The organism is Corynebacterium callunae DSM 20147 (assembly GCF_000344785.1).
Classification (GTDB): Bacteria; Actinomycetota; Actinomycetes; order Mycobacteriales; family Mycobacteriaceae; genus Corynebacterium; species Corynebacterium callunae.
Window position 1 is genome coordinate 2,269,464 of the sequence record NC_020506.1, and the last position, 25,756, is coordinate 2,295,219.

27 protein-coding genes and 1 tRNA gene are annotated in these 25,756 nt (G+C 51.4%); 9 read left to right on the forward strand and 19 right to left on the reverse strand.

Annotation, left to right across the window (positions count from 1 at the left end):
- Positions 1–255 precede the first annotated feature (255 nt).
- Positions 256–340, reverse strand: a tRNA-Leu gene (locus H924_RS10600).
- Positions 341–451: 111 nt separating this feature from the next.
- On the opposite strand from H924_RS10600, the gene H924_RS10605 reads away from it, so the two are divergent.
- Together H924_RS10605 and H924_RS10610 are read left to right on the forward strand one after the other, a co-directional pair.
- On the forward strand, positions 452–892 hold the full coding sequence (locus H924_RS10605) for a hypothetical protein (RefSeq protein WP_015651958.1): 441 nt from the start codon (positions 452–454) through the stop codon (positions 890–892).
- 132 nt (positions 893–1,024) lie between these two features.
- Positions 1,025–1,321, forward strand: coding sequence for a DUF3817 domain-containing protein (locus tag H924_RS10610; protein ID WP_042393001.1), 297 nt, complete (start codon positions 1,025–1,027; stop codon positions 1,319–1,321).
- A 63-nt stretch (positions 1,322–1,384) separates the two neighbouring features.
- Here H924_RS10610 and rdgB read toward each other — a convergent pair whose 3' ends face one another.
- The 4 genes from rdgB to murI form a co-directional block, all read right to left on the reverse strand.
- A complete protein-coding gene (rdgB, locus tag H924_RS10615; RefSeq protein ID WP_015651960.1) occupies positions 1,385–1,990 on the reverse strand; it encodes an RdgB/HAM1 family non-canonical purine NTP pyrophosphatase in 606 nt (201 codons plus the stop codon).
- The gene (gene rph / locus H924_RS10620) at positions 1,991–2,728 is read right to left on the reverse strand and encodes a ribonuclease PH (protein WP_015651961.1); all 738 of its coding nucleotides are present in this window, start codon (positions 2,726–2,728) and stop codon (positions 1,991–1,993) included.
- Positions 2,729–2,844: 116 nt separating this feature from the next.
- Complete coding sequence (locus H924_RS10625) at positions 2,845–3,612, reverse strand: MBL fold metallo-hydrolase (RefSeq protein WP_015651962.1); 768 nt, start codon at positions 3,610–3,612, stop codon at positions 2,845–2,847.
- A 113-nt stretch (positions 3,613–3,725) separates the two neighbouring features.
- Entirely contained in the window at positions 3,726–4,577 is an 852-nt protein-coding gene (murI, locus tag H924_RS10630; RefSeq protein ID WP_015651963.1) for a glutamate racemase, read from the reverse strand.
- Positions 4,578–4,657: 80 nt separating this feature from the next.
- On the opposite strand from murI, the gene H924_RS10635 reads away from it, so the two are divergent.
- On the forward strand, positions 4,658–5,314 hold the full coding sequence (locus H924_RS10635; RefSeq protein ID WP_035108099.1) for a hypothetical protein: 657 nt from the start codon (positions 4,658–4,660) through the stop codon (positions 5,312–5,314).
- Here H924_RS10635 and H924_RS10640 read toward each other — a convergent pair.
- The 5 genes from H924_RS10640 to clpS form a co-directional block, all read right to left on the reverse strand.
- Positions 5,311–5,802, reverse strand: coding sequence for a MarR family winged helix-turn-helix transcriptional regulator (locus H924_RS10640; protein WP_015651965.1), 492 nt, complete (start codon positions 5,800–5,802; stop codon positions 5,311–5,313). The two genes, H924_RS10635 and H924_RS10640, sit on opposite strands and share 4 nt — an antisense overlap.
- Positions 5,803–5,909: 107 nt before the next feature.
- Positions 5,910–6,647: a rhomboid family intramembrane serine protease gene (locus tag H924_RS10645; protein ID WP_015651966.1), complete on the reverse strand. Its 738-nt coding sequence runs from the start codon at positions 6,645–6,647 to the stop codon at positions 5,910–5,912.
- The gene (locus H924_RS10650; RefSeq protein WP_029703939.1) at positions 6,637–7,578 is read right to left on the reverse strand and encodes a P1 family peptidase; all 942 of its coding nucleotides are present in this window, start codon (positions 7,576–7,578) and stop codon (positions 6,637–6,639) included. Before H924_RS10650 ends, H924_RS10645 begins: the two co-directional genes overlap by 11 nt.
- A gap of 1 nt (position 7,579) precedes the next feature.
- A complete protein-coding gene (locus H924_RS10655; RefSeq protein ID WP_015651968.1) occupies positions 7,580–8,122 on the reverse strand; it encodes a DUF2017 domain-containing protein in 543 nt (180 codons plus the stop codon).
- A gap of 8 nt (positions 8,123–8,130) precedes the next feature.
- The gene (gene clpS / locus H924_RS10660) at positions 8,131–8,427 is read right to left on the reverse strand and encodes an ATP-dependent Clp protease adapter ClpS (protein WP_042393004.1); all 297 of its coding nucleotides are present in this window, start codon (positions 8,425–8,427) and stop codon (positions 8,131–8,133) included.
- Between the two features lie 275 nt (positions 8,428–8,702).
- On the opposite strand from clpS, the gene H924_RS10665 reads away from it, so the two are divergent.
- From H924_RS10665 to H924_RS10680, 4 genes are all read left to right on the forward strand, one after another.
- Positions 8,703–9,254 carry a CAP domain-containing protein gene (locus H924_RS10665; protein WP_015651970.1) on the forward strand — a complete coding sequence of 184 codons (552 nt, stop codon included), beginning with the start codon at positions 8,703–8,705 and terminating at the stop codon, positions 9,252–9,254.
- Entirely contained in the window at positions 9,251–10,588 is a 1,338-nt protein-coding gene (locus tag H924_RS10670) for a nicotinate phosphoribosyltransferase (RefSeq protein WP_015651971.1), read from the forward strand. Before H924_RS10665 ends, H924_RS10670 begins: the two co-directional genes overlap by 4 nt.
- 180 nt (positions 10,589–10,768) lie before the next feature.
- Complete coding sequence (locus H924_RS10675) at positions 10,769–11,536, forward strand: SDR family NAD(P)-dependent oxidoreductase (RefSeq protein ID WP_015651972.1); 768 nt, start codon at positions 10,769–10,771, stop codon at positions 11,534–11,536.
- Positions 11,537–11,680: 144 nt separating this feature from the next.
- The gene (locus H924_RS10680) at positions 11,681–13,681 is read left to right on the forward strand and encodes an ATP-dependent DNA helicase (RefSeq protein WP_015651973.1); all 2,001 of its coding nucleotides are present in this window, start codon (positions 11,681–11,683) and stop codon (positions 13,679–13,681) included.
- A gap of 73 nt (positions 13,682–13,754) precedes the next feature.
- On the opposite strand, the gene H924_RS10685 is transcribed toward H924_RS10680, so the two are convergent.
- The 5 genes from H924_RS10685 to nrdF form a co-directional block, all read right to left on the reverse strand.
- Positions 13,755–14,636 (reverse strand): DUF2189 domain-containing protein, encoded by an 882-nt coding sequence (locus H924_RS10685; protein WP_015651974.1) that lies wholly within the window; start codon positions 14,634–14,636, stop codon positions 13,755–13,757.
- Positions 14,637–14,705: 69 nt separating this feature from the next.
- Positions 14,706–15,446, reverse strand: a complete 741-nt coding sequence (locus H924_RS10690) for a peptidyl-tRNA hydrolase (protein WP_015651975.1) — start codon at positions 15,444–15,446, stop codon at positions 14,706–14,708.
- A complete protein-coding gene (gene serB, locus H924_RS10695; RefSeq protein ID WP_015651976.1) occupies positions 15,439–16,734 on the reverse strand; it encodes a phosphoserine phosphatase SerB in 1,296 nt (431 codons plus the stop codon). Before serB ends, H924_RS10690 begins: the two co-directional genes overlap by 8 nt.
- 113 nt (positions 16,735–16,847) lie before the next feature.
- Positions 16,848–18,602: an aa3-type cytochrome oxidase subunit I gene (ctaD, locus tag H924_RS10700; protein ID WP_029703934.1), complete on the reverse strand. Its 1,755-nt coding sequence runs from the start codon at positions 18,600–18,602 to the stop codon at positions 16,848–16,850.
- A 540-nt stretch (positions 18,603–19,142) separates the two neighbouring features.
- Positions 19,143–20,147, reverse strand: coding sequence for a class 1b ribonucleoside-diphosphate reductase subunit beta (nrdF, locus tag H924_RS10705; protein WP_015651978.1), 1,005 nt, complete (start codon positions 20,145–20,147; stop codon positions 19,143–19,145).
- 529 nt (positions 20,148–20,676) lie between these two features.
- Between nrdF and H924_RS10710 the strand changes: the two genes are divergently transcribed.
- Together H924_RS10710 and H924_RS10715 are read left to right on the forward strand one after the other, a co-directional pair.
- Positions 20,677–21,165: a ferritin gene (locus H924_RS10710; RefSeq protein ID WP_015651979.1), complete on the forward strand. Its 489-nt coding sequence runs from the start codon at positions 20,677–20,679 to the stop codon at positions 21,163–21,165.
- Positions 21,166–21,326: 161 nt separating this feature from the next.
- Positions 21,327–22,076, forward strand: a complete 750-nt coding sequence (locus H924_RS10715) for a FadR/GntR family transcriptional regulator (RefSeq protein ID WP_015651980.1) — start codon at positions 21,327–21,329, stop codon at positions 22,074–22,076.
- Positions 22,077–22,128: 52 nt separating this feature from the next.
- Here the strand turns inward: H924_RS10715 and nrdE are convergent, their stop codons facing one another.
- From nrdE to ykgO, 4 genes are all read right to left on the reverse strand, one after another.
- On the reverse strand, positions 22,129–24,234 hold the full coding sequence (gene nrdE, locus H924_RS10720) for a class 1b ribonucleoside-diphosphate reductase subunit alpha (RefSeq protein ID WP_042392718.1): 2,106 nt from the start codon (positions 24,232–24,234) through the stop codon (positions 22,129–22,131).
- 85 nt (positions 24,235–24,319) lie between these two features.
- Positions 24,320–24,763: a class Ib ribonucleoside-diphosphate reductase assembly flavoprotein NrdI gene (nrdI, locus tag H924_RS10725; RefSeq protein ID WP_015651982.1), complete on the reverse strand. Its 444-nt coding sequence runs from the start codon at positions 24,761–24,763 to the stop codon at positions 24,320–24,322.
- 118 nt (positions 24,764–24,881) lie between these two features.
- A complete protein-coding gene (gene nrdH, locus H924_RS10730; RefSeq protein WP_015651983.1) occupies positions 24,882–25,115 on the reverse strand; it encodes a glutaredoxin-like protein NrdH in 234 nt (77 codons plus the stop codon).
- A 408-nt stretch (positions 25,116–25,523) separates the two neighbouring features.
- On the reverse strand, positions 25,524–25,646 hold the full coding sequence (gene ykgO / locus H924_RS13985; protein ID WP_003857945.1) for a type B 50S ribosomal protein L36: 123 nt from the start codon (positions 25,644–25,646) through the stop codon (positions 25,524–25,526).
- Between the last annotated feature and the right edge of the window lie 110 nt (positions 25,647–25,756).

The window sequence follows — 25,756 nt, forward strand, 5'->3', positions numbered from 1 at the left end:
ACAATAAACTGAGGTGAAATTTACCTTCAAAAGATCGGAGTGCGTTGTGGCACAAACAAAAGATGGCAAGAAGCGGGTCTTCGTACATGGTCACGAGCGCAATGGCTTTAAAGTTCGAACTCATTATAGATCAACGCCAAACCCCCGCAGCGTTAGAACTGAATCCACAGGCTTCTTATCCAGCATTCTAAAAGGCCTTTTTAGACGCTAAGAAAGCAAAAGAAGGGCCCCGGTAAAAACCGGGGCCCTTCTCAATGGTGCGCCTGGAGAGACTTGAACTCTCACGTCCTAAGACACTGGAACCTAAATCCAGCGCGTCTGCCAATTCCGCCACAAGCGCTTCGTGCGGGTTTTACTATACATGCTCTTGCGCAAATCAAATAATGCGGGGTGACTAATTGCACCCGAAGGGAATTCGCTTCTAGCAATAAGGCAGCTAGAATAGCCTTTTATGAGCGAGCCAGGCAGCGTCGGAGTGAAACAAAAAAAGACCGTAAAACTAAGTCATATCGTTTTCTTAATCATCTGTTTTTGTACAGCCCTGGCTTTGGCTTGGTGGCAGTGGTCGCGTTTCCAATCCGGATCCGGCACCTTCCAAAACCTCGGCTATGCCCTCCAATGGCCGTTTATCGGTGGATTTTTGATCTATGCGTATCGCAAATATTTGCAATACGAAAACGAATCCATTGAATTAGAAAACCTGGAAGCTCAAAGTGCAACAGCACGTCCAATTGCTCCCGGAGAAGAATTTATTTCCCAGCGCCCCAGCTTGGTTCATGATGACGGCGTGAAAGAAATTGACGAATCTTTCCTTCCGGAACGACCAACTTTGGACGTCGAAGAATTTAATAAGCTGAATGATCCCCGGGCAAGAAGGCGTCGAAAAGCTTAAAACCTGGAACTTTCCGCACTGCTTAACCGACTACTTTCTCAGATAAGTAACCCCAATCCCCCAAGGAAGATCTACGTGTCAACCACTGCAATTCACCCAGAGCGCAAAAAGCGCGTCCGCCAAGCTCTCACCATGTTTTCTATCGCAGCATGGGTGACGGGTGTTTTTCTGCTTGCACTCACCGTGCGTATAATTTTGGAAAAGGTCGTAGGCATGGATATGCCTGGCTGGGCTACGTTTATCGCTATCTTCCACGGTTGGGCCTACATTATTTACCTGCTGACCACCCTTAACCTCGGCCTGAAGGCACGATGGGAGCCGATGCGCTGGTTCACCACCGCCATTGCTGGTGTCGTGCCGCTATTGTCCTTCTTTGTGGAACATAATCGACGCAAAGAAGTAACTGAAGTTTTCCAGCTCAATTCCTAAAATTTGCAATCGATAAAGCCGGGTGCTCAAGAAATGTCTTGAGCACCCGGCTTCCTTATTACATTAGGCAGCTAGTTTGGCGATGATGTCGACCAATCCCCGCAAAGCTTTACCACGGTGGGAAAGGGCATCCTTTTCCTCCGCGGAAAGCTGAGCTGAGCTGCGCGTAGCTTCTTCTGTAGGTTGGAATAGTGGATCATAGCCAAAGCCATTCTCCCCTACGGGCTCTCGCAAAAGTGTGCCTTCCCAGCGACCCTCTTGGATAAACTCCTGGCCGTCTGGCAGCACCAAAGCACATACTGAAACAAAGGCTGCGCCACGACGTTCAGCAGGAACATGATCCATCTGCGCCAGCAAGAGATCATTATTTGCTTGGTCATTGCCATGAGAACCAGACCAGCGTGCAGAAAGCACACCTGGCATGCCATTGAGCTCTTCAACAGTGATACCAGAATCATCAGCGATGGTGGCAAGACCAGTATGCGCAACCCCGGCACGTGCCTTGATCAGCGCGTTATCTGCAAAGGTGCGCCCATTTTCAATGGGTTCGTCATATGCAGTTACGTCCGCAAGAGCGAGTAGTTCAACAGACTCCAAGCCCTCCTGATCTAGGATGCGCTGAAGCTCTTTAAGCTTCTTTGCGTTATTGGAGGCAAGCAACAACTTCATTTAGATTCCCAGTGCTGCTTTTTGTGCGGCAACCAATTCGGTGCAACCCTTAGCTGCGTAATCGAGCATCTCATTAAGCTGCTCGCGGGTGAAGGTGGTTGCTTCGCCGGTGCCCTGGATTTCTACAAATTCACCGTTTTCAGTCATAACGACGTTGAGGTCAACATCAGCACGGGAATCTTCCTCATAAGGAAGGTCGAGGCAAACATTGCCATCGATAAGGCCAACAGAAACAGCAGCTACTGGAGCAAGCAGTGGGTTTCCCGGAACAACTCCCTGTTCCTGCAGCACCTTGATGGCATCTGCCAGTGCGACATAAGCACCGGTGATAGACGCGGTACGGGTACCGCCATCTGCCTGCAAAACATCGCAGTCGATGGCGATGGTGTTTTCACCAAGCTGGGAAAGATCTACTGCAGCGCGCAGGGAACGACCGATCAAACGAGAAATTTCGTGGGTGCGGCCCTTAACCTTGCCAGCCATGGATTCACGACGATTGCGCTCTGCAGTTGCAGCAGGCAGCATGGCATATTCTGCGGTGAGCCAGCCTTCGCCGGAGTCACGCTTAAAACGAGGAACGCCCAGTTCCACAGAGGCGGTGCACATAACACGGGTGTTGCCGAATTCTACAAGCACGCTGCCTGCAGGGTTAGAAGTAAAACCACGGGTGATTTTGACGGCGCGCATCTGATCCTGAGCGCGACCATCAAAACGGGTAAAGCTAGAAGATGAAGTCATAAGGTACAGGGTACCTTTATGAATTCCACGGGAGCACGTCGAGAAGCGTATTTGGTGTTTTATTCCAGCCGCCCCTCACCCTAAAAGCACCCGTTTAGGGTGCTGATGTGGTGGTTTTAGATATCGAAGTGCATCCCCGAACGAGCCAATTCAATTGGGCCGTTATAGTACTGCGCAGCAGCTTCCAAGGCGCGAGCTGGGTCAACCCATGGCGGAATGTGGGTGATAACCAGCTTTTTTGCACCAGCAGCGGCAGCTAATTTGCCAGCATCCTGCGCACACATATGCATGCCAGGAGCCTTGCCATCGCAGGAGTCTCCCCAGGTTGCCTCGCAAAGGAAAATATCTACGTCGCGGGCAGCATCAATTAGGGCTTCGGTATAAGCGCTATCACCGGAATAAGCCAAGGTTACGCCGGTGCCGTGTTCTTCAACTCGCAGCGCGTAGGTCTCGATGGGGTGAATAACCCTAAATGGAGTGACCTTGTACTTATCAATCAGCTCAGGCTGACGTTCTTTCCAGGAATCAAAAGCAAAGGTATCAGACATATCATCAACGCCATCGGGCTCATCGGAGCTCAATCGACCCAAACGATTAGGGGTGTCCTGAGGTCCAAAAAGCAGATTCCTACTCTTGGCTGCTTTGGTGGGGTGGAATCGGCGCCACACCATCAAAGAAGCAAAATCTGCACAGTGGTCGGTATGCAAATGGGAGAAAATAACATGCGCATCGGAAGGATCTTGAATTTCTTGCAAAGAGGCAAGGACGCCAGGTCCCATATCCATAATCAAGGATGGGGAATCTGGAGAATTAATCACATATCCAGATGCGGGGTTACCTGGAGCAGGAACGCTTCCAGAGCTTCCGAGGATGGTAAGTCTCATAGGGATACTGTGCCACGGCTCAGCAGTTCATGTGTACTTTTCGGGTGAAAAAGAAGCCTAATTGTGAGCATTTAACCCCCTTTTTAAATCCGGGATAAATCACACACCTGCCATTAGCTTTCGTTTTGCCTCACCTGGGAAACAATTGGTCCGAGGAAACGGCGGCTAAGTTGAGCAAAAATTTCCGGATCACCAGTTGATTCAAAGCTATAAGAGGGCTCTGGATGTAATTCAGGATCAGCCAACAAGTCTTTTTCACTCAAAATGCGCAGCACATCTTTGGCAGTTTCCTCAGCACTGGACACCAGAGTGACATGATCGCCCATAGCCAATTGAATGACACCTGAAAGCAAAGGATAGTGAGTGCACCCCAAAACAAGAGTATCCACGCCTTTGGCTTGCAGAGGTTCCAAATAGCCTTCTGCGATATTAAGGATTTGACGGCCGCTGGTGATGCCTCTTTCCACAAAGTCCACAAAACGTGGGCAGGCGGTAGCGCTAACTTCTATCGATGGACTTGCCGCAAAAAGGTCCTGGTAGGCACCAGAGTTAATAGTTCCTACCGTGCCAATCACACCCACTTTTCCATTGCGGGTGGCAGCTACTGCACGACGCACAGCCGGCAAAATTACCTCCACTACGGGAACGTCATAACGCTCGCGAGCATCTCTTAGGAAAGCAGCTGATGCGGTGTTACAAGCGATGACGATCATTTTGCAGCCGCGTTCCACCAGCTCATCAGCAATGCGTAGGGCGTGTTCGCGCACTTTCGCAATAGGCAACGGACCATAAGGGCCATTGGCGGTGTCACCAATATAAATAATTGATTCATGGGGCAGCTGATCAATAATGGTTCGCGAAACGGTCAGTCCGCCAACACCTGAATCAAAAATTCCAATGGGCGCATTAGCGCCTGGAATAGGACGCTCAATCATAGAACCGCTGTAATCAGTCACATTATTCATACTAGGCACACCTCAAAACCTTTCGGCCATCACCGGCCAGCTCTTCTTTTTCTACTCCGCCAATGTGCCACAATATGGCCATGGCTGATTCTGTAGATCCGGAGACCACACAATTTCCCCCAGTGCGCGCAACCCCACAAGCGATTAATTTGGGCAGCTCCGCACAATTGCAGGCATCTCCACAGGGCAATAATCGAGGCAACAATAGGGGCAATGGTCCCGTTATAGCTTTGCTGAGCCTTTTGCTTGTCATTACCGTGGCAGCTGGCGTGTGGCTATTGGTCGGTTTGGACGGCGATAAGAACAGCTCAGAGTCTTCCGCACTGGCAACGGATTCCTCAATAACTGCAACGCAACCTACACAACCTGCTGAAAGTGAAGAAGCTGCAGCAAGCTCTGCAACAACCCAAGCGGAAGAATCGACAGCAGCACCAAGTGGCCGTCCGGCCCAGCCCACACTCCCTGATGGCGCTATGCCAGCTAATGATGCTGCAGCGTCCAATGCAGATGCCGGAAACCTCAATAATGTTTATTCCGGATCGGTGGTTACCTCAGCAGAATTTGCGCGCGCAGTACGAGATGCCTTTGTGCTTCATTATCTTGACACCAACGAACTCTCCGGGCAGATCCAGGCGACCAGCCCAGTAACCGGAGATACTTATTCCTTAAGCTGCGAGGATAATGGGCAGTTTGTCACCTGCAGCGGTGGCAATAACGCTGTTGTTTATATTTCCTAAACGCGTGGGAAGCGTGGTGGATCGAGGGCTGCCACAATCTTTTCCATCGCAGTACCCAAGACCTTGAGCTCATCATCATCGAGACACTCAAAGACCAGGCGTTTAACTTCTTGGACGTGGCCTGGGGCAGCGGCTTCGACCTTGTCCCAACCTGCATCGGTAAGCACAGCTACAGTTGCGCGTCCATCGTCTGGATCGGGCTCGCGGCGAACCCATCCGGATTTCTCCAGGCGGGTTACCACACGGGAGAGGTGTGAGAGAGTCATATCGGAAAGCTCGGCAAGTTCACTCATGCGGATTTTACGATCCGGAGCCATAGAAATCTGAGCCATGGCAAAATAGTCAAATATATTTAGCCCGGCGGATTCCTTGAGCTGGGCATCTAGGCGAGCAGGCAGCCAAACGCGCAGGGACCACACATTAAGCCACACGTCTTGTTGCTCTTGAGTCAGCCAGATGTCTGGGGATTCTGTGTTTTCGCTTGTCATGGCAATCAATCTTAGCCGTTTGACATCAAAAGCGCTGCACTTTGCCCCACCAAGTGCCCCACCAAGTGCAGCGCCAATTGCCCCATCAGTCGCCCTACCTCAAATTTTTAGAAACCGCGTTTTTGACGTTGCTGCGCTAATTTCTTTTGTTGCCTTTTAGCTTTTAGAGCTGCTGGATCATCGGAGGTAATAAAGGCGCCAGCACAAATTCCGCCAAGGGCACCAAAGAGGTGTCCCTGCCAAGAAACACCTGGTTGAATTGGCAAAAGTCCCCAGAAGAGGCCGGAATAAATGAAGGCCAACACCACACCGAGCAGGAATTGCCGGAGATCTCGGTTAAATAATCCGCGCACAATAAGGTAGCCCAACCAGCCATAAATCAGGCCGGAAGCACCGATGTGATTGGTGCCGATTCCACCAAAGAACCAGGTTCCTAGACCGCCCACCAGACCGGCGATCAACGTGACCTCCCAGAACACTCTTTTGCCGCTCATACCGATGATGAAGCAGAAAATCGCGCCCGGAATTGAGTTACCAATAAGGTGTTCCCAACTTCCATGCAGCAGTGGCGAGGTCACAATATGCCATAAGGAGCTGGGGTCAAGCGGATGAATTCCGTAATAGCTCAGCAGACCACCGGTGAGCACATTGGCAAAATGCACCACCCAAATAACCACCAAAAATCCAATGGCGAAACTCAATCCGGTGCGCAGTGAAGACTTATTCTTTAACTGTTGATTAAGCTGCGGGCTTGGTTTATTCCAGGGTCGCACAGGGCCGGAAGTATTGGGGTTAAAACCTGAGGTTCCAAAACCGGTGTTGTGGTAGGGGCTGTTATAACTCATCTGTTAATTCCCTCAAGGTGTGTAGTTCGAGTCCCGGACTCGCGGAAGTTATGGCGTCGATAATAGCGTCCTGCACACAATCAGCCGCCGCCGCGCACAATTGCGTCAAAAGTTCATCACTAACCCCACTGCCGTCACCAGAAGACAGGGCAAACAAAGTATCACCATCAAAAGGCGAATGCGCTGGCCGAACTGCACGCGCCAAACCATCATGCGCTGCCAAAGCAACCCTTTTGGCCTGCGCCTTTGTCAAGGGTGCCGTCGTTGCAATAACCCCGATGGTGGTGTTCAGCGTGGTTGCCGCCGGTGCTAGCTTTTTAAGCTTGTCGACGTCCACCGCCGCAGCACTCGGCCGCCCATAAAGGCGCCCGGTTTCCGGGTCGACTACTTCTCCGACAGGATTCGCCACGATTGCAGCAGCGATGGGATATTCATCAACCCGGCGCGAGGCTTGGCCAAATCCACCGCGTAATTTTCCAGCAGTAGCTCCCATACCAGCACCAATGCTGCCGGATGCCGTATCTGCACCGGCGAAAGCATTTTCTACTGCTGCTGCCCCATCAGATGAAGTGGGTCGATTGTGGGGATCTCCTACAAAAAGATCAAAAATAACCGCAGCCGGCACGATCGGGACTCTTAGTTCAATCCCTGGGCCGCGCACTGGAAATCCGATTCCACGTTCTTCCAAAGCAGTCATCACACCATCGGCAGCTGCTAAGCCAAAGGCAGATCCACCACATAAGGCAACCGCATGAACTGCTTGAACGGTGTTGTGGGGTTCTAAAAGGTCAGTTTCTCTAGTGCCTGGTCCCCCACCGCGCACATCGACGCCCGCAATTGCACCTTTAGGTGCAATGACCACTGTGCAACCGGTATCCCCCTTGCTCACGTGGCCTAAAAGGAACCCGGGGACGTCGAAAAGCGCACTCATGTTAATCCATCATCGCTTCTAGCAGGGATTCCTGGTTATAAGCCAGCCATTGCACCAGGTTTTCGCGTTCATCGGCTGCGGCTTCACCACCACCATGCATTTCAGCAAATGCTACATAAAGGCGAATATCGTTTAGCGCTGCCAACCAGGCATGGGCCTCTGCTTCGGTGGCAGTGACAGCAACATTGCCGTCAGGCCCCAATGCATCATTAATGACTCTTAGGTTAGCCAGCTTGGCGCGAGTGATATCACCTTCGTGCAGGGAACGCAGGAAAGAGTTATCACCCTCATATTCCTCATCGCCAGCATGCTGAAAATCTGGCAATAGACGAGCTAGCGCAGGATCTTCAGGAGCTTCTTTGTGGCCGCCCACCATGCCCGTGAGCTCAGCCAGCGGATCTTTGGGAACAGACTGCGCTCTTTGAATAAGTGCTTCTGAAACTGCTGCCGAAAGATCGCCCAGCACTTCCCTTTCCATGGGTTCAAAAATTACGCTAAAGCGCGCCTGCCTGCGTAAACCCTTTTTCTTTTTCCACTGTTGCATAGTTTTTCCTAGCCTGCCTGCTGCATGGTGGCCCATAAACCAGCGGTGTGCAGCTTTTTTACATCGCCTTCAACTTTGTCTTTCTCCCCCGAGCTCACAACCGCTTTACCTTCGGTGTGGACCTGCATCATCAATTCTGTGGCCTTCTTCTTGCTAAAGCCCAAGACGGTTTGAAAAACATAGGTGACATAACTCATCAAATTCACTGGGTCATCCCAAACGATGCACAACCAGGGCAAATTCTCGCTGGAAAGAGTGTGCACGTTCATTTCCACATCGGGAGTGGCGATGGGCGCTGACGGCATGGAGACCACTGGAGAATCTGCCACCTTAAAGATATCGGTGCTATTAACCGCCGGTGTGGCGTAGGTGTGGTTAAGCCTGTTCATGCCAAATAGCCTAGTCAAATACCTTGCAGTGGCGCAGCGCGGGACATTTTATTCACTTATTCACCGACCTAATTGGCGCTAGCTCTGATAGTCTTGGCTGCAACAATTTGGCATATTCTTAAGCAATTCTTAAGCCAGGTGGTGTGTGGCTCATCTCCTATGGAGCGCAACCACATTGGAAGGATCCTCAGATGCAAAACCTAGAAAACCAAGTACGTACCTGGCTCCAACAATTTGGGGTGCAACCTTCCCAAGCCGACATTATTAGTTCCCTGTCTCGTGCTATCCCCATCTTGTCGATCTTACTGACCGCAATTCTTAGCTTTAATGCGATCTCCAGCGGTAATACCTCCCAAGCACCGCAGCTTGATCAATTACGCACTGATGTTATTGCCAAGATCAATTATGAACGCAACCAGCAGGGTCTCTTATCTATTACGCCTGGTGTTGATTTGCATAATGCGGCGCAAAAAGAAGCCGAGGAAAATGCGGCCACCGGCACCGAAGGTCCGGTGGCTGATCCAGCGGAAGATTTAGTGGTCTTGCAGATTAATATGCCCTATGGGCAGGCCAACGCCGACTATATTGTGGACACCCTTTTGGCCTCCCCGGCGCACCGCGATTTACTGCTAGCACCTAGCTATCAAGCAGTCGGAGTGGGAGCTGCATATAAGGGTGATCGTGTCTGGGTAGTGGTCGAGTTCACTATAAATGCCACAAATTCCGTAGAATTAACAGGGTGAATCTAAACAACTCCTCCATTCCGGCTAATCGCTCCACGGCTCTGCTCACCGATAAATATGAGCTGACCATGTTGGAAGCTGCTCTTATTGATGGAACAGCAGAGCGCCCAGCAACCTTTGAAGTTTTCAGTCGCAGGCTCCCCAATGAGCGTCGCTATGGTGTTGTTGCAGGTACGGCTCGCGTTCTTAACGCCATCCGTGACTTTGTATTCACCGAAGACCAGTTAGCTGATCTAGATTTCCTCAACGCAGACACCCTGGAATACCTACGCAATTACCGCTTTAAGGGCCAGGTTGATGGTTACCGTGAAGGCGAAATCTACTTCCCTAATTCCCCGCTCCTTACTGTGCGTGGCACCTTTGCTGAGTGCGTCATTTTGGAAACTGTCATCCTTTCCATCATGAACGCTGACTCCGCAGTAGCTTCTGCAGCTGCCCGCATGGTCACTGCAGCCGATGGACGCCCAATCATTGAGATGGGTTCCCGACGTGCACATGAGTATGCAGCAGTAACCGCATCCCGTGCCGCTTATTTGGCAGGTTTTGTGGCCACTTCCAACTTGGAAGCTGCTTACCGTTATGGCATCCCTGCCTCCGGTACTTCTGCCCACGCTTGGACCTTGTTGCATATCAACGAAGATGGCACCCCAAATGAGGCAGCAGCCTTTAAGTCCCAGATTGAATCTCTAGGCGTTGGCACCACCTTGCTGGTTGATACCTATGACATCACCCAAGGTGTTGCCACTGCCATTGAAGTTGCAGGTACCGAGCTTGGTGGCGTGCGCATTGACTCCGGCGACCTCGGCGTGATGGCCCGCAAGGTACGCAAGCAGCTTGATGATCTCAACGCTCACAACACTAAGATTGTGGTTTCTTCTGACCTTGATGAGTTTGCTATCGCAGGTCTGCGCGGTGAGCCAGTTGATGTTTATGGCGTTGGCACCTCTGTGGTTAATGGCTCAGGTGCTCCAACCGCTGGCTTGGTTTATAAGCTCGTTGAGGTCAATGGTCACCCTGTTGCCAAGCGTTCCCGCAATAAGGAAAGCCATGGTGGTGCTAAGCGTGCGGTTCGCACCCACCGCGATACCGGCACCGCTATTGAAGAAGTTGTATTCCCCTTCAACAATGACACCCCGGACACCTGCAAACTTAATGTCTTGCAGTTGACCATCCCACTTATGCGCGATGGTGAGATCGTTCCAGGTCTGCCAACTCTGGAAGAATCCCGAGATTACTTGGCCAAGCAATTGGTTTCCTTGCCTTGGGAAGGCCTTGCGCTTTCCCGTGACGAGCCAGTTTTGCACACTCGTTTCTCTGGCTTCCCTGACGCTTAAGCCCCCTTTTTTTAGATCCTCTAAATTCCTTCGTTAGCTATTGTGAGCAGGTATTTTAGGGGATCTTTTAATACCCCTTAAAACTTTGTTGACATATAAACAAAAAGGGTTATAGTGGAAATTACAAACAAAGAAAGACCTAGAAAACAACGAAAGTTGTTTAGCTTAGAAAGGAATATCATGTCCACCAAAAATGATTTTTCAGGAAAAGTAGCTCTCGTCACCGGTGCAGCATCCGGCCTCGGCGAGGGAATCGCCAAGGACCTGGCAGCTCGCGGAGCTAAGGTCGTTGTTACCGATATCAACATTGAAGGCGCAGAAAAGGTTGTTGCCGACATCCAAGAAGCCGGCGGGGAAGCCGCAGCTTTTAAGATGAACTCCGCTTCCCGCGAAGACAATAAGAAGGCCGTTGAATTCGCCGTCGAAAAGTTTGGTGCTTTGCACCTGGCAGTTAATAACGCCGGCATCGGCGGCAAGTCCCACAAGGTTGGTGAGATGGATCTTGATGACTGGGATCGCGTAATCTCCATTAACCTCAGTGGTGTTGCTTATGGCAACCACTTCCAGATCGAGCAGTTTCTCAAGCAGGATGATCCTTCCAAGACTGCAATTGTGAACATTGCTTCCATCCACGGCACCGTTGCAGCCCCTGGCAACTCTGCTTATACCGCAGCTAAGCACGGTGTTGTTGGTCTCACCAAGAACGCTGCTGCAGAATACGGTGAAGTTGGCATCCGCGTAAACGCTGTTGGACCGGGATACATTAAGACCCCACTCCTGCAGAACCTTCCTGAAGAGCACTACAACGCTCTTGCCGGAAAGCATGCACTGGGTCGCCTTGGTGAAACCCCAGAGGTTGTTGCCCTTGTAAACTTCCTCCTCTCTGAGGATGCTTCCTTTATTACCGGCTCCTACCACTTGGTAGATGGTGGTTACACCGCTGTATAAGCGCCCTTAATTCCCTGTTGGTTCACTAAAGTTTTAGCCCTTGGTTGTCTTCCCTGACAACCAAGGGTTTTTGCCTACGCTGGAAGTCTTTGAAACTGACCTTGCACTTCGTGTTCTTTAGCCCGGAAAGATAGACTAAAACAGATGTCTGACGCCGAAAACACTCAACAGCCCACACCGAGCGAACCGCTAAATGCCGCTACGGTGGAATTACTAAACGCAGCAGTTGAGTCCCTCGGCGGAGCCCGGCGCGCTGGGCAGGAAGCCATGGCGGAAGCAGTTACCAAGGCTTTTGAAAATAAGCGCCACCTAGCTGTCCAGGCTGGCACAGGTACTGGTAAATCTTTGGCATATTTGGTACCTTCCATGCGCTTTGCCCAAAATACTGACTCCACAGTGATCGTCTCTACCGCTACTATCGCCTTGCAGCGCCAGTTGGTGCATCGCGATCTCCCCCGCTTGGCAGATGCCCTGGAGCCTTTAATGGAGCGCCGCCCCACCTTTGCCATTATGAAAGGCCGATCCAATTATCTGTGTATGAATAAGGTGGCGCGACAAGAGGAACTTGCTCAGGAAGACTCGCTTATTTCTGAGGAAGATATCTCTTGGTTGGGCAAGCACATTGTGCGACTTAATGAATGGGCTAATGAAACCGAAACTGGCGATCGTGATGATCTCGATCCTGGTGTTCCTGAGCTGGCGTGGAAGCAAGTCAGTGTGACTGCTCGGGAATGTATCGGGGCCAGCAGGTGCCCGCATGGCGAGGATTGCTTCGCCGAGGTGGCTCGTCGCAAAGCAAAAGAAGCTGATGTGGTGGTCACCAATCACGCCCTCCTAGCTATCGATGCACTCTCCGATGTGGCCGTGCTCCCCGAGCACGAGGTTGTGGTTATCGATGAGGCACACGAACTAGATGGCCGCATCACCGCGGTTGCTTCGGCGGAAATCACTGTTAATTCCCTTAATCTCGCAGCGCGCAGAGCCAGCAAATTGGATTCTGATAAACGCGAAGACAAGGTTAATGAGCTCGCTGGCGATCTGGAATTGCTACTGCAAAGTATGCAACCGGGCCGGTGGAATGACATGGATGAAGGATCTAAGGGCACGCTCGTTGCGCTCAAGGATGCGCTGTGGAATTTGCGTGCGCAGATTTCCAGTTCTCCAGAGGGCGAAGCCGCCAATGATCCGGAGCGATTTGCTGAGCGTCAGAACTTAAGCAATCACCTCATGGAGATCCATGATGCCATTGTGAGAATTTTGGAGGTTTTTGAGGAAGAAGACCCCGCCAAACAACTCGACGTGGTCTGGCATAACCATGATGAGCGACGCGGAGATTCCCTCAATGTGGCGCCACTTTCCGTGGCAGGCCTTTTGCACGACAAGCTTTTTACGGACAATACCGTGGTATTGGCCAGCGCCACCCTAACCATTGGCGGAAACTTCAATGCCATGGCTGCCAGCTGGGGCTTACCTAAGGGCACCTGGGATAGCCTCGATGCTGGCACGCCTTTTGATCCAGCCCGCTCCGGCATTCTCTATACCGCAAAGCATCTGCCAGATCCCGGCCGCGATGGGTTGCCTGAGGAAACTCTGGATGAGATTTATGAACTCATCATGGCTGCTGGTGGCCGCACACTGGGGCTCTTTTCATCACGCCGGGCGGCTGAGCAAGCTACCAAGGCTATGCGTGCCCGTCTGCCTTTTGATGTTTTATGCCAAGGTGATGACAATACGGCAGCTTTGGTGAAGAAGTTCTCGGACAGTGAAAATACGTGTCTTTTTGGCACCCTCACGCTCTGGCAGGGTGTGGATGTGCCGGGCAAGTCTTTGTCATTGGTGATTATTGATCGTATCCCATTCCCCCGACCTGATGATCCACTATTGCAGGCTCGAAAAGAAGCGGCGGATGCTGAAGGCCGTAATGGTTTTATGGAAGTAGCAGCCACTCATGCTGCTCTATTAATGGCGCAGGGAGCTGGCCGTCTACTGCGACATGTGGGCGATCGCGGTGTGGTTGCAGTGCTTGATCATCGACTTGTCACTAAACGATATGGCAGTTTCCTCCGTTCATCCATGCCCCGTTTTTGGGAAACCACCAAACCAAAAGTAGTGCGCGACGCACTTAAACGCCTGGTGGCTCAATAAGCCGGTGACGTAAAAGTTGGTCGCGCATTACAACTGCGCTAATTCCGCGAACCCCGGATGCTAGACCTGGGTGCTAGACCCTAGGGGCAATTGGGCCACGGATAATGGTCTGGAATGCGTAGGCATAAAGCAGGTAGGTCAAAGGAGTGGTTACCAGCATTCCCACAATTGTGAAACTGCCGATGAAATTCAAAGCAAACACTGCCAGCAGCAAAAGGATAGTTGGTACCCAGTTACTGGAAACTGCCTTGCAGCTGGCTTTTAGAGCTTCGCCGACACCTAAGTTAGCAATGTGGAAGGACGCAGGCACTGCAAAAACCAGCAGATAAGCTATGACTAAGCCTGGCACATAAAGCGCAATCATGCCGATACCGACCAAGATGCCAACAATGATATAGACCAAAACTGGTTTGCCCAGTCCTTGAACCTTAAAGAAGCTAGCAAAGCTGATCTCTTCACCACGCACCACGGCCAGGGCATTGCGGTAACAATTAAGTGTCCAAATAAATGTCACCACCATGGCCACCAGCATTCCAATAAAGCCAAGCACACCAACTGTTCCAAAGATGCCAGTGGCTACCGCAGTACTGCTTTCGCTGGCTGCGACCATGGCTCCCATCAAGGGAACCATGAGGACTGCCAGGCTGATGGTAAGTACCGCGAAGAAAACTAGAGCGGAGACTACCCACGCAACCCAGGTAGCAGAAAAACCTTTCCAGGCTTTGCTAAAAACATCGCCGATATCAAAGGTTCCCCATTGAACCTCTTGTGCCTGAGGTTGCGGGCCACCAGCCGGCGCTGGCGCATAACCATCAAAAGCATAGGCCGATTGCTGAAAGGGCTGACCATAAGGGTCAGAGGGACCAGGCTGAGCGGGTTGACCGGACTGGCCATAAGGCCATTGTTGATTTTCATCGTCTTGACCTGGATATTGAGAACCATATGGATTGGTCACAATTCCTCCTTGCGATAGGTGGGGGTTAATTTACACCCTACAAGCTAGGAGTCCGGAGCACAGCGGACGTTATGGAATCGCAACAACAGTCACAGTATTGGGTGCAACCTCAGTAAATCCACCATCGCGCACCGGAACTGCACCCGGGGCTGCTAAAAATTCCGCAAATTCCGCAGTCGAAACTTCACGCACATGCAAAGCAAAATCAGCCTGCGCCCAAGCTGCTACCCATTCATAAGACTGGTGGGCAGCCAATAACATCGAAGCATGACCCACCTGGGCAGCAGCTTTGCCCAAGGTCATGTCCAAAGATCCATCCACATAAATCACGGGTGCATCGTCGGAAATATCATTGGGGTGATCCAGCGGCAATTCGGTGCCCGAAATCTGCAGTTTCCGAATATCCGCCGGCACTTCACTGACCGCACTTGGCAAAAATGCACGTACCTGCGCCCCATCATCATCGACGGTCACACCGGTTAAATCCTGCACCTTTACCCAGGCAGTATTGCGCGCGCGCCGCGCCACCTTGCGGATCAAATGGCCATACCAACGCTCCAGCGCCGCCCGAAACTCCGGGTCAGTTGCCACTCGCTCATCAAGACAGAGCTTTACGACGGCGCGAGCCGCCGCTTCCAGTACATCAGTCCGGCGCGGGGCATCCTGTTTGGGGATATGCAGGGCAATTTGCATTGCCTGCACCGTTGCCGGGTCATTAGGATCCTCGCCGTGCGGGCCGTCGCCCGCGCGCTCGGACAATAATGTGTGAGCGATGCGCAGTGGTTCGTCGAAAAGCGCTTCTTTAGGCATTGTTAGGCAAAGGAACGCGGTGGAAGGTTCCATCCTCAAGGTCAGCGAGGTCAATTTCATCGCGGGAAATGCCCATAATGTGCAAAACCTCATCCAAGAAAGGATGGTTCACTGAGGTATCGGCGATCTCCTTCAGCGCAGGCTTAGCGTTGAATGCAATACCAAGACCCGCTGCGGAGAGCATATCGATGTCATTTGCACCATCGCCAACAGCGACAGTTTGGTGCATCTTCAGTCCGGAATCTGCGGCGAACTCAGCGAGGAACTCAGCCTTGGCAGCGCGGTCCACAATCTTGCCAATAACGTTGCCGGTGAGCTTGCCATCAACAATTTCCAAAGTGTTGGCACGTACATAATCCAGGTCTAGTTCTTCAGCAAGACCTTCCAAAACCTGGATAAATCCGCCGGAAACCACAGCAGTCTTATAACCCATGCGGTTAAGGGTACGAATGGTGGTGCGAGCACCTGGGGTGAGCTCAATTGCGGCTGCAACTTCATCGATTACAGAAGCATCCAAACCGGCCAAAGCCTTAACACGCTCGCGCAGGGACTCTTCAAAGTCGAGCTCGCCGCGCATTGCACGCTCAGTAACAGCAGCTACTTCTGCTTCCTTACCGGCATAAGCTGCCAGCATCTCAATAACCTCACCGGTGATCAAGGTGGAATCGCAGTCAAAGCAGACCAGGCGCTTGGAACGGCGCAGCAGACCGGAGCGCTCAATAGCGATATCGACATTCAGCTCTGCAGTCAGCGCAGCCAAAGCTTTACGAATCTTCTGCGCACCACCAGGGCTAGTATCTGGCACGGTGATCTTCAGCTCGAGGCCGGTTACTGGGTAATCAGAAAGTCCACGGATGGTATCGATATTGGCATCATAATCAGCCAAGGTCTGGCCAATGCGGGAAATATCCATTGCATCAACTGGGTCACCCAAAACCACCACAACGTGTGAGGAACGAGGGCGGGAAGATTGCACGGTGTCCTGAATTTCTACGAGGACAGACTGGCCATGCACCTTCAAGGTATCGGTGAGTCCGGTGGTGACAGTTTCCACCTTCTGCGGTGCAATACCGACAAAGGCTGCCAAGTTAAGGAAGCCACGGAACATAGATTGCTCTACATCCAGAACCTGCACCTGGTTAGCAGAGAGGACCCGGAAAAAGGCGGCAGTAACGCCATGGCGGTCCCTTCCACTGACCGTAATTACAGCCGGCAGGTAGCCTTCACGCAATGCTACGTGCTGGCCGGCTAAGTTATCTTGATCTTCAGTCTGGATGAGTTCAGTCACGCAAATTATTGTCTCATGTCAGCACGCAGATTACGACATTGGAGTTGTGTTTAGATACGACAAAACCCCGACAAATTGTCGGGGTTTCATCTAGTCAGGTTGTTGCTGTCACGTTATGAACGTGGACCAGCAGCATGGATCGGGGCTGAACCCGTCGCTGGAGCATCGATATCGTTGTGATGTCCAGTGTGAGCCTCAGCACGCATGCGCTCAATCATATGAGGGTAGTGCAGCTCGAAAGCTGGACGCTCGGAACGGATACGTGGCAAAGAGGTGAAGTTGTGGCGTGGTGGTGGGCAGGAGGTTGCCCACTCGAGGGAGTTGCCATAACCCCAAGGATCATCAACGGTAACGAGCTCACCGTAGCGCCAAGACTTGAAGACATTCCATACGAATGGGATGACAGACAGTCCAAGCAGGAAGGAGAACATGGTGGAAACCTGGTTGTAGATGGTGAAACCATCGGAATCAAGGTAGTCAGCGTAACGACGTGGCATACCCATGTTTCCTACCCAGTGCTGGATAAGGAAGGTGCCGTGGAAGCCGATGAAGGTGAGCCAGAAGTGAATCTTGCCCAGACGCTCGTCGAGCATGCGGCCGGTCATCTTGGGGAACCAGTAGTAAACGCCTGCACAAGATGCGAACACCACGGTACCGAAGAGGGTGTAGTGGAAGTGCGCGATCAGGAAGTAGGAGTCTGACAAGTGGAAGTCCAATGGAGGGGAAGCCAGCATAATACCGGTCAAACCACCGAAGAGGAAGGTTGCCATGAAGCCAACAGACCAAATCATTGGGGTTTCCCAGGTGATGTGGCCCTTCCACATGGTGCCTACCCAGTTGAAGAACTTAACACCGGTAGGAACGGAGATCAGGAAGGTCATGAAGGAGAAGAACGGCAGCAAAACCGCACCGGTAACGAACATGTGGTGAGCCCACACAGCCATGGACAGTGCGCCGATGGACAAGGTTGCGAAAACCAGGCCAACGTAGCCAAACATTGGCTTACGAGAGAACACAGGGATGATCTCAGAGACGATGCCGAAGAATGGCAGTGCCAGGACGTAAACCTCAGGGTGTCCGAAGAACCAGAAGAGGTGCTGCCATAGAAGGGAGCCACCATTTGCTGGATCGTAGAGGTGTCCACCGAGCTTGCGGTCATAAAGCACACCCAGAGCTGCAGCGAGCAGCAGTGGGAAGATCAGCAGTGCCAAGACGGAAACAACGAAGATGTTCCAAGTGAAGATAGGCATGCGGAACATGGTCATACCTGGTGCACGGAGACACAGGATGGTGGTCAGCATGTTAATTGCAGAAGCAACAGAGCCAACACCGGTAGCGCCAACGCCGACGATCCACATGTCAGAGCCAAGGCCTGGGGAGTGAATTGCATCGGAAAGTGGGGAGTACATGGTCCAGCCGAAGTCTGCCGCACCACCAGGGGTGAGGAAGCCAGTCAGCATTGCGACACCACCAACGGTGGTGATCCAGAAACCAAAGGCGTTCAAACGTGGGAAAGCTACGTCAGGTGCGCCAATTTGCAGTGGCAAGACGTAGTTGGCGAAACCCCAGACGATCGGGGTTCCGTAGAGCAGCAACATAACAGTTCCGTGCATGGTGAACAGCTGGTTGAACTGCTCATTGGACAGGAACTGCAAGCCTGGGGTGAAAAGCTCAGCTCGAATAAGCAGAGCCATCAAACCACCGAGGAAGAAGAAGCTGAAAGACATAATGATGTACATAATGCCCAGCTGCTTGTGGTCGGTGGTGGTCAACATCATCCACGCTTTGCTGCCCTTGCGAGCATGTCCTGTCGGCTCGGGCCTCTGTGGGGCGACGTGCCCGTCGACCCTAGGCGCCACAGCGGTCATAGGTTCCTCCTGACTACGGGACGATCCATTCGGATTTAAACCGTCCTTTAACAACACTGCCTGATCTTATGTGACAAGCAGGATCCGATGCCAACCCAAAATGGGCGGTATGCAGCTAACTGTAATCCCTTTTCAGGCCTAAAAAAAATGTTTTCCCAACTTTATCCAACCCACACCCCAGGCTCATTTAGCCCTGGGCAGTGAGTTTCATTCAAAGTTGTGAAGGGTTTCACATTTTTCTATTCCTTTCCCCAGCACACCACTCCCCCACCAATAAATTTCCAGCTTCTGCAATTCTCCCCCCGCGGGGGTTCAACCTAAAGGTTGAGGGGTACCCCACCTGACCTTTTAAGCTCTATAAGAACCATTAAGAATTGAAAGCCGCCAGTACCTCAAATCTATTTTCCAAGCTTTAAAAAGGCCGACTATGCGGCCAAAGATTGCACCCTAAATGCAGCTCTTCTCTGCATTGCAAAATCAACAAAGGCCACACCCCCCGCAGGAGGTGTGACCTTAAGTGAATCTAAAAGCTTTTAGGACTTAGAAGTCCCAGTCGTCGTCCGTAGTATTTTCTGCCTTGCCAATAACGTAGGAAGAACCAGAACCAGAGAAGAAGTCGTGGTTTTCATCTGCGTTGGGGGAAAGTGCAGAAAGGATATTAGGAGAAACCTTGGTTTCATCCGCTGGGAAAAGACCTTCATATCCAAGGTTGTTCAGTGCCTTGTTGGCGTTATAACGCAGGAAGCGCTTGACGTCTTCGGTCCAGCCGAGTTCATCATAAAGATCTTCGGTGTACTGGGTCTCATTGTCATAGAGATCATAAAGCAGATCGAAGGTGTATTCCTTCAGTTCTGCCTGACGCTCTAGAGATTCCTTAGCTATTGCCTTTTGGTACTTATAACCAATGTAGTAACCGTGCACAGCCTCGTCGCGGATGATCAAACGGATCACGTCGGCGGTGTTGGTCAGCTTGGAGTGGCTGGACCAGTACATAGGAAGGTAGAAACCGGAGTAGAAGAGAAAGGACTCCAGGATCACAGAAGCAATCTTGCGCTTCAGAGGATCTGTACCCTCATAGTAGGAAAGAATAATCTTCGCCTTGCGCTGCAAGTTCTCATTTTCCTCAGACCAACGGAAAGCATCATTGATCATTGGAGTGGAAGCAAGGGTCATGAAGATATTGGAGTAGCTCTTTGCGTGAACAGACTCCATGAATGCAATGTTGGTCAACACTGCTTCCTCATGCAGGGAATCAGCGTCAGGGAGCAAAGAAATTGCGCCGACAGTGCCCTGAATGGTGTCAAGCAGGGTCAGACCGGTGAACACACGCATGGTGGCTTGCTTTTCCAACTCACTGAGAGTGCCCCAGCTCTTGATGTCATTGGATACTGGCACCTTTTCAGGAAGCCAGAAGTTGCCGGTGAGGCGTTCCCATACTTCGAGATCCTTGGAATCTGGGATGGAGTTCCAGTTAATTGCCTTCACTGGTGCAGTGTGGGCCTTTAGGTAGGAATCGTGGGTGTTCAGATCAGAATCGGCAGCCATATGGTGCGCTCTCCCCTTCTAACTATTGGTTTTAAGTGCTACTCCGGGAGCCCTCGTGAAGTACTAGGGTCATTCCGCGCAGAGTGGACACATTTAGGAACCAAGCATACCTGGGTTCTATTCCCCGAGAGACGCTCGCCTCGGGTCTTTTTGAAGTGCCCTTCCCGCACGCCACATACGCAACTTTCCCCACAGGATTTAATGTTAAGTTTCTCACATTATCAACTTTATGTGAGTCCATTTTTCAATCGCGGGCTATTATCCCGCCACTCTTAAGCTATTTACCTTGACACGCCGCGCCTCTCAATGCCACTCGCTTCAATCGGCTTTAATTATTGCTTTAAGCTTGCCGTTTAGATAAACCTTTAAATCATTTTCCTTGAATTTTGGTCATTTTAGGCCTCTAAAATTCCCTACTTTTAAGGTACAACTAACCTTAGATAACTTAGCCAACCCAAAGGTAAAAATGCGGGTTATGCTGGGCTAACCTTTGCTGACAGCCTCCAAAAGCTTGTGTAACTTAGGGGCCATGACAATCAACGAGAAGATCGCATCAGCATTCAACAATCAGGTCACCGCAGAGCTTGAAGCTTCTATGGTTTACCTCCAACTCTCCTACGTTTTGGATGACTTGGGCCTCACCGGTATGCGCGACTGGATGAAGGCACAGAGCGAAGAAGAATTGGTACACGCTCAGAAGTTTGCACAGCACCTGCTGGACCGCGACTACACCCCCCAGATTGGGGACATCGCTCCACCAAAGCTGGATGTTCATTCCGCACTTGACGCTTTCGAGGCTTCCTTGGCTCATGAGCAGAAGATCTCCGGAATGATCCGCGAGCTAGCGGCCATCCAGGACGCTGAGAAGGACTACGATTCTCGCGCACTTATTGACTGGTTCCTCAACGAGCAGATCGAAGAAGAAGCAACCGTAAACGAGGTTATCGACCGCCTGCGTATCGCTGGCGATTCCGGTTCCGGAATCCTCCGCATTGATGGAGAGCTCGGCTCCCGCTAAGCCACTCCCATAGCTTCAGCCCTATCTTCCTGCAAAGGAAGGTAGGGCTTTTGTTATTAATGATGATTTTCTGGGAAATTGCCCAACATTAATCCTCAAACAAGACATAATGGTAATTACATTAAATTTTTTCGCTGACAATATTTTATAAGGAAGCAACAATGACCTCGACACCGGAGAATATCGATTCATCGATTGCTGCCACCCCCAATCCTGCAAAGCCGCTACTAGATAGCATTCTTGATGAACTAGGCCAAGAAATTGTGAGCGGCAAGGTTGCCGTAGGCGAAACCTTTAAACTCCAAGATCTCGGGGATCGTTTTGGTATCTCCCGCACTGTCGCCCGTGAAGCAATGCGCGCTTTGGAGCAGCTTGGGTTGGTTGCTTCTTCTCGTCGCATCGGAATTACGGTGTTGCCAACTGATCAGTGGGCAGTTTTTGATAAGTCAATTATCCGCTGGCGCCTTAATGATGAAGGCCAGCGCGAGGCTCAGCTGCAGTCCCTGACTGAGCTTCGTATTGCTATTGAGCCAATTGCCGCCCGCAATGTTGCATTGCATGCTTCCACCGCGCAAATTGAAAAGCTGAAGGCACTAGCTACGGAAATGCGCCAATTGGGCGAATCTGGCAAGGGTGCTTCCCAACGCTTCCTGGAGGCTGATATCACCTTCCATGAAATGATCCTGCGCTATTGTCGCAATGAGATGTTTGCCGCCTTGGTTCCGTCGATTAGCGCCGTTCTTGAAGGGCGCACCGCGCACGGTCTGCAGCCCGACACCCCTGAGCACGACGCCCTTGACAACCACGATAAGCTTGCCGACGCTCTCCTCGCCCGCGACGCAGCCGCTGCGGAGGAGGCATCGCGCAATATACTCAACGAAGTACGCAATACGCTGTCACCCCGACGATAAAACACCAAAAAGCGGCTCGCACTATAAATAGTGAGAGCCGCTTTTTTAGACCTTAAAGCATGCAGCTAACGCAGCCGTCAACCTCGGTGCCTTCGAGGGCAACCTGGCGCAGACGGATGTAGTACAAGGTCTTAATGCCCTTGCGCCATGCGTAGATCTGAGCGCGGTTGATATCGCGGGTGGTGGCAGTGTCCTTGAAGAAGAGGGTCAAAGACAGGCCTTGGTCAACGTACTTGGTTGCCACAGCGTAGGTGTCAATAATCTTCTCATAGCCAATTTCATAGGCATCTTCGAAGTACTCAAGGTTGTCATTATCCATATGAGGCGCTGGATAATAAACGCGACCAATCTTGCCTTCCTTACGGATTTCAATCTTGGAAGCGATTGGGTGGATCGAAGAGGTGGAGTTGTTGATGTAGGAGATTGAACCGGTTGGTGGAACCGCCTGCAGGTTGCGGTTAAACAGACCGTGCTCCATTACATCTGCCTTGAGCTGTGCCCAGTCCTCCACAGTTGGGGTGTGGATATTGGAGTTGGCAAAGAGCTCCTTGACCTTGTCAGTTACTGGCGCAAACTCAGTTGGATCGAACTTGTCAAAGTACACGCCGGAGGCATAGTCAGAGTTTTCGAAGTTAGCGAAACGCTGGCCACGCTCTTGTGCAATGGTGTTGGATGCGCGCAGGCACTGGTAAAGCACAGCTGCGAAATAAGCGTTGGTGAAGTCCAATGCTTCCTCGGAGCCATAGTGCATATGCTCGCGACCAAAGTAACCGTGCAGGTTCATCTGGCCCAGGCCAATTGCGTGTGCTGCCTCGTTGCCCTTGCGGATAGAAGGCACCGAATCGATGCTGGTCTGCTCAGAAACAGCAGTCAAACCACGGATAGCGGTCTCAATGGTCTTGGCAAAGTTAGGGGAATCCATAGCCATGGCAACGTTGAGGGAGCCAAGGTTACAAGAAATATCCTCGCCAACCTCTGCGTAGGTGAGATCATCGTTGAACTCTGAAGGGGTGGATACCTGCAGGATCTCGGAGCACAGGTTGGAGTGAGTAATGCGGCCTTCAATTGGGTTGGCTGCATTTACGGTGTCTTCATACATGATATATGGGTAGCCGGACTCAAACTGGATTTCTGCCAGGGTCTGGAAGAACTGACGTGCGTTGATCTTGGACTTACGGATGCGGTCATCATCAACCATCTCGTCATAAAGCTCAGTAACGGAGATATCCGCAAAAGGCTTTCCATAGATGCGCTCAACATCATATGGGGAGAAGAGGTACATATCATCATTGCGCTTGGCTAGCTCAAAGGTGATGTCTGGGATAACAACGCCGAGGGAGAGGGTCTTGATACGGATCTTCTCATCAGCGTTTTCGCGCTTGGTGTCCAAGAAGCTCAGGATATCTGGGTGGTGAGCATTCAGGTACACAGCGCCAGCGCCCTGACGCGCACCCAGCTGGTTTGCGTAGGAGAAAGCATCTTCTAGCAGCTTCATCACTGGGATAACACCAGAAGACTGGTTTTCAATCTTCTTAATTGGTGCGCCGGCTTCACGCAGGTTGGAAAGCAGCAAAGCTACGCCGCCGCCACGCTTGGACAGCTGCAATGCAGAGTTGATGGAACGTCCAATGGACTCCATGTTGTCTTCAATACGCAGCAAGAAGCAGGATACGGGCTCGCCACGCTGTGCTTTGCCGGAGTTAAGGAAGGTTGGGGTAGCTGGCTGGAAACGGCCAGACATGATCTCATCAACCAGGTTGGAAGCTAGCTCGCGCTCGCCATCAGCCAGGGTCAAGGCAACCATACAAACGCGATCTTCAAAGCGCTCGAGATAACGGCGACCATCAAAGGTCTTCAAGGTATAAGAGGTGTAGTACTTATATGCACCCAAGAAGGACTGGAAGCGGAACTTATAAGCATAAGCCTGCTTGAAGAGGTCCTTGATGAAATCAAAGTCGTACTTCTCCAGCACGATTGGATCGTAGTAGTTGTTTTCTACCAGGTAATCCAGCTTCTCCTGCAGGTTGTGGAAGAAGACGGTGTTTTGGTTAACGTGCTGCAAGAAGTACTGGTTTGCAGCCTCGCGATCCTTCTCGAACTGGATCTTGCCTTCATCATCATAAAGGTTAAGCAGCGCGTTGAGGGCGTGGAAGTCCATCTGATCTCCACGAGGTATGACGGTGGTTCCCGTTGTAGACAAAGGAATAATCCCTTTCGAAGAAGTTTGAAAAAGGTTTTTTAAGTTATGAGTTGGTGGTTTCTTGTGGTTCCAAGCCTAGAGCTTGGGCGTTGTTAATGAGTCCGTTGCGGAGGACTTCCACATCTTCCTCATTGCCCATGAGTTCAAAGCGGTAGACATAAGGAACTTTACATTTTTGGGAAATGATATCGCCGGCGCGCCCATAGTCCGCACCAAAATTGGTGTTTCCGCCGGCAACCACAGCTCGAATGAAGCTGCGATTGTGCTCGTCATTGAGGAAGCGAATCACTTGCGGGGGCACTGGCCGGGCATGTTCCCCGGACATCGTTACCCCGCCCCCATAAGTCGGAACCACCAAGGTATAAGGTTCATTAACTTTAAGTGGCGCATCCACTCTGGTGAGCGGAATCCGCACATTGGGCAAACCCAGTTTTTGCACAAAACGATGGGTGTTGTTGGTGGCCGAGGAGAAATAAACAATAAGCATCCTCGAACTCACTTCCCTTCTACATGTGAAATACGAAACGCCGCCCACAAAGGCGACGCGGGGGGGGAAGGTCAAGAGATTGATCTACTTGACGCCTCAAAGTGCGGTGTGACTGAGCTTAAGCAGCTGCGGTAGCCATCTCACGGATGCGCTCTGGGCGGAATCCGGACCAGTGTGCGCCATCGGCGACTACGACTGGGGCTTGGAGGTATCCGAGTGCAAGAACGTACTCACGAGCCTCATCGTCAAGGCTGATATCGACGAGCTCGTATTCGAGGCCTGCACGATCAAGGGCTTTCTTGGTTGCGTTGCACTGAACGCAAGCTGGCTTGGTGTAAACGGTGATCGCCATGATCTCGGACCTTCCCTCTCGGCTCCTGTAATTCATCAGGAGCCTCATCTCACTATTTTTCTGGCTGTTTTTTAAAGTTTATGTGTCGCTCTCAGCGACTCCTTCAGACACTATACTTTGTGGTCAATTAGTGCAAGAAACACTATATATAGTAGTTACACGTTGAGTATTCCCAGCACATCACTTCTCCAGCCCCCACATGTAGCGATATGTTTCCAAGCGAAACCCAATGACTGTAACTACATTTTTGTTATTTACCCAGCTCGCCCAAATTCTTAAGGCAACACCGTTATCAAATTGTTATAAAGAACGCTTTTCGACGAAGAGCTGATGCATCTGGACATAAAAATGCCACTGCCACCCTCGTGTTTCCAAGAGGATGGCAGTGGCTTTTTATCTACCGGAGAATTAACCCTGGCGAGCCTTGAAACGTGGCTCTTTCTTGTTGATCACGTAGACTTTGCCACGGCGACGCACGACCTGGGCGCCCGGCTTGTTCTTCAGCGACCGAAGGGAATTGCGTACCTTCATTCGGGCGCTCCTTTCTTTCATGCGCTATTTAAGGCTATTGAAGCTGTGTAGATATGCCTGAAAAATCGGGCATGTCATACCAGCTATGACACGAGGAACTATCTTAACCG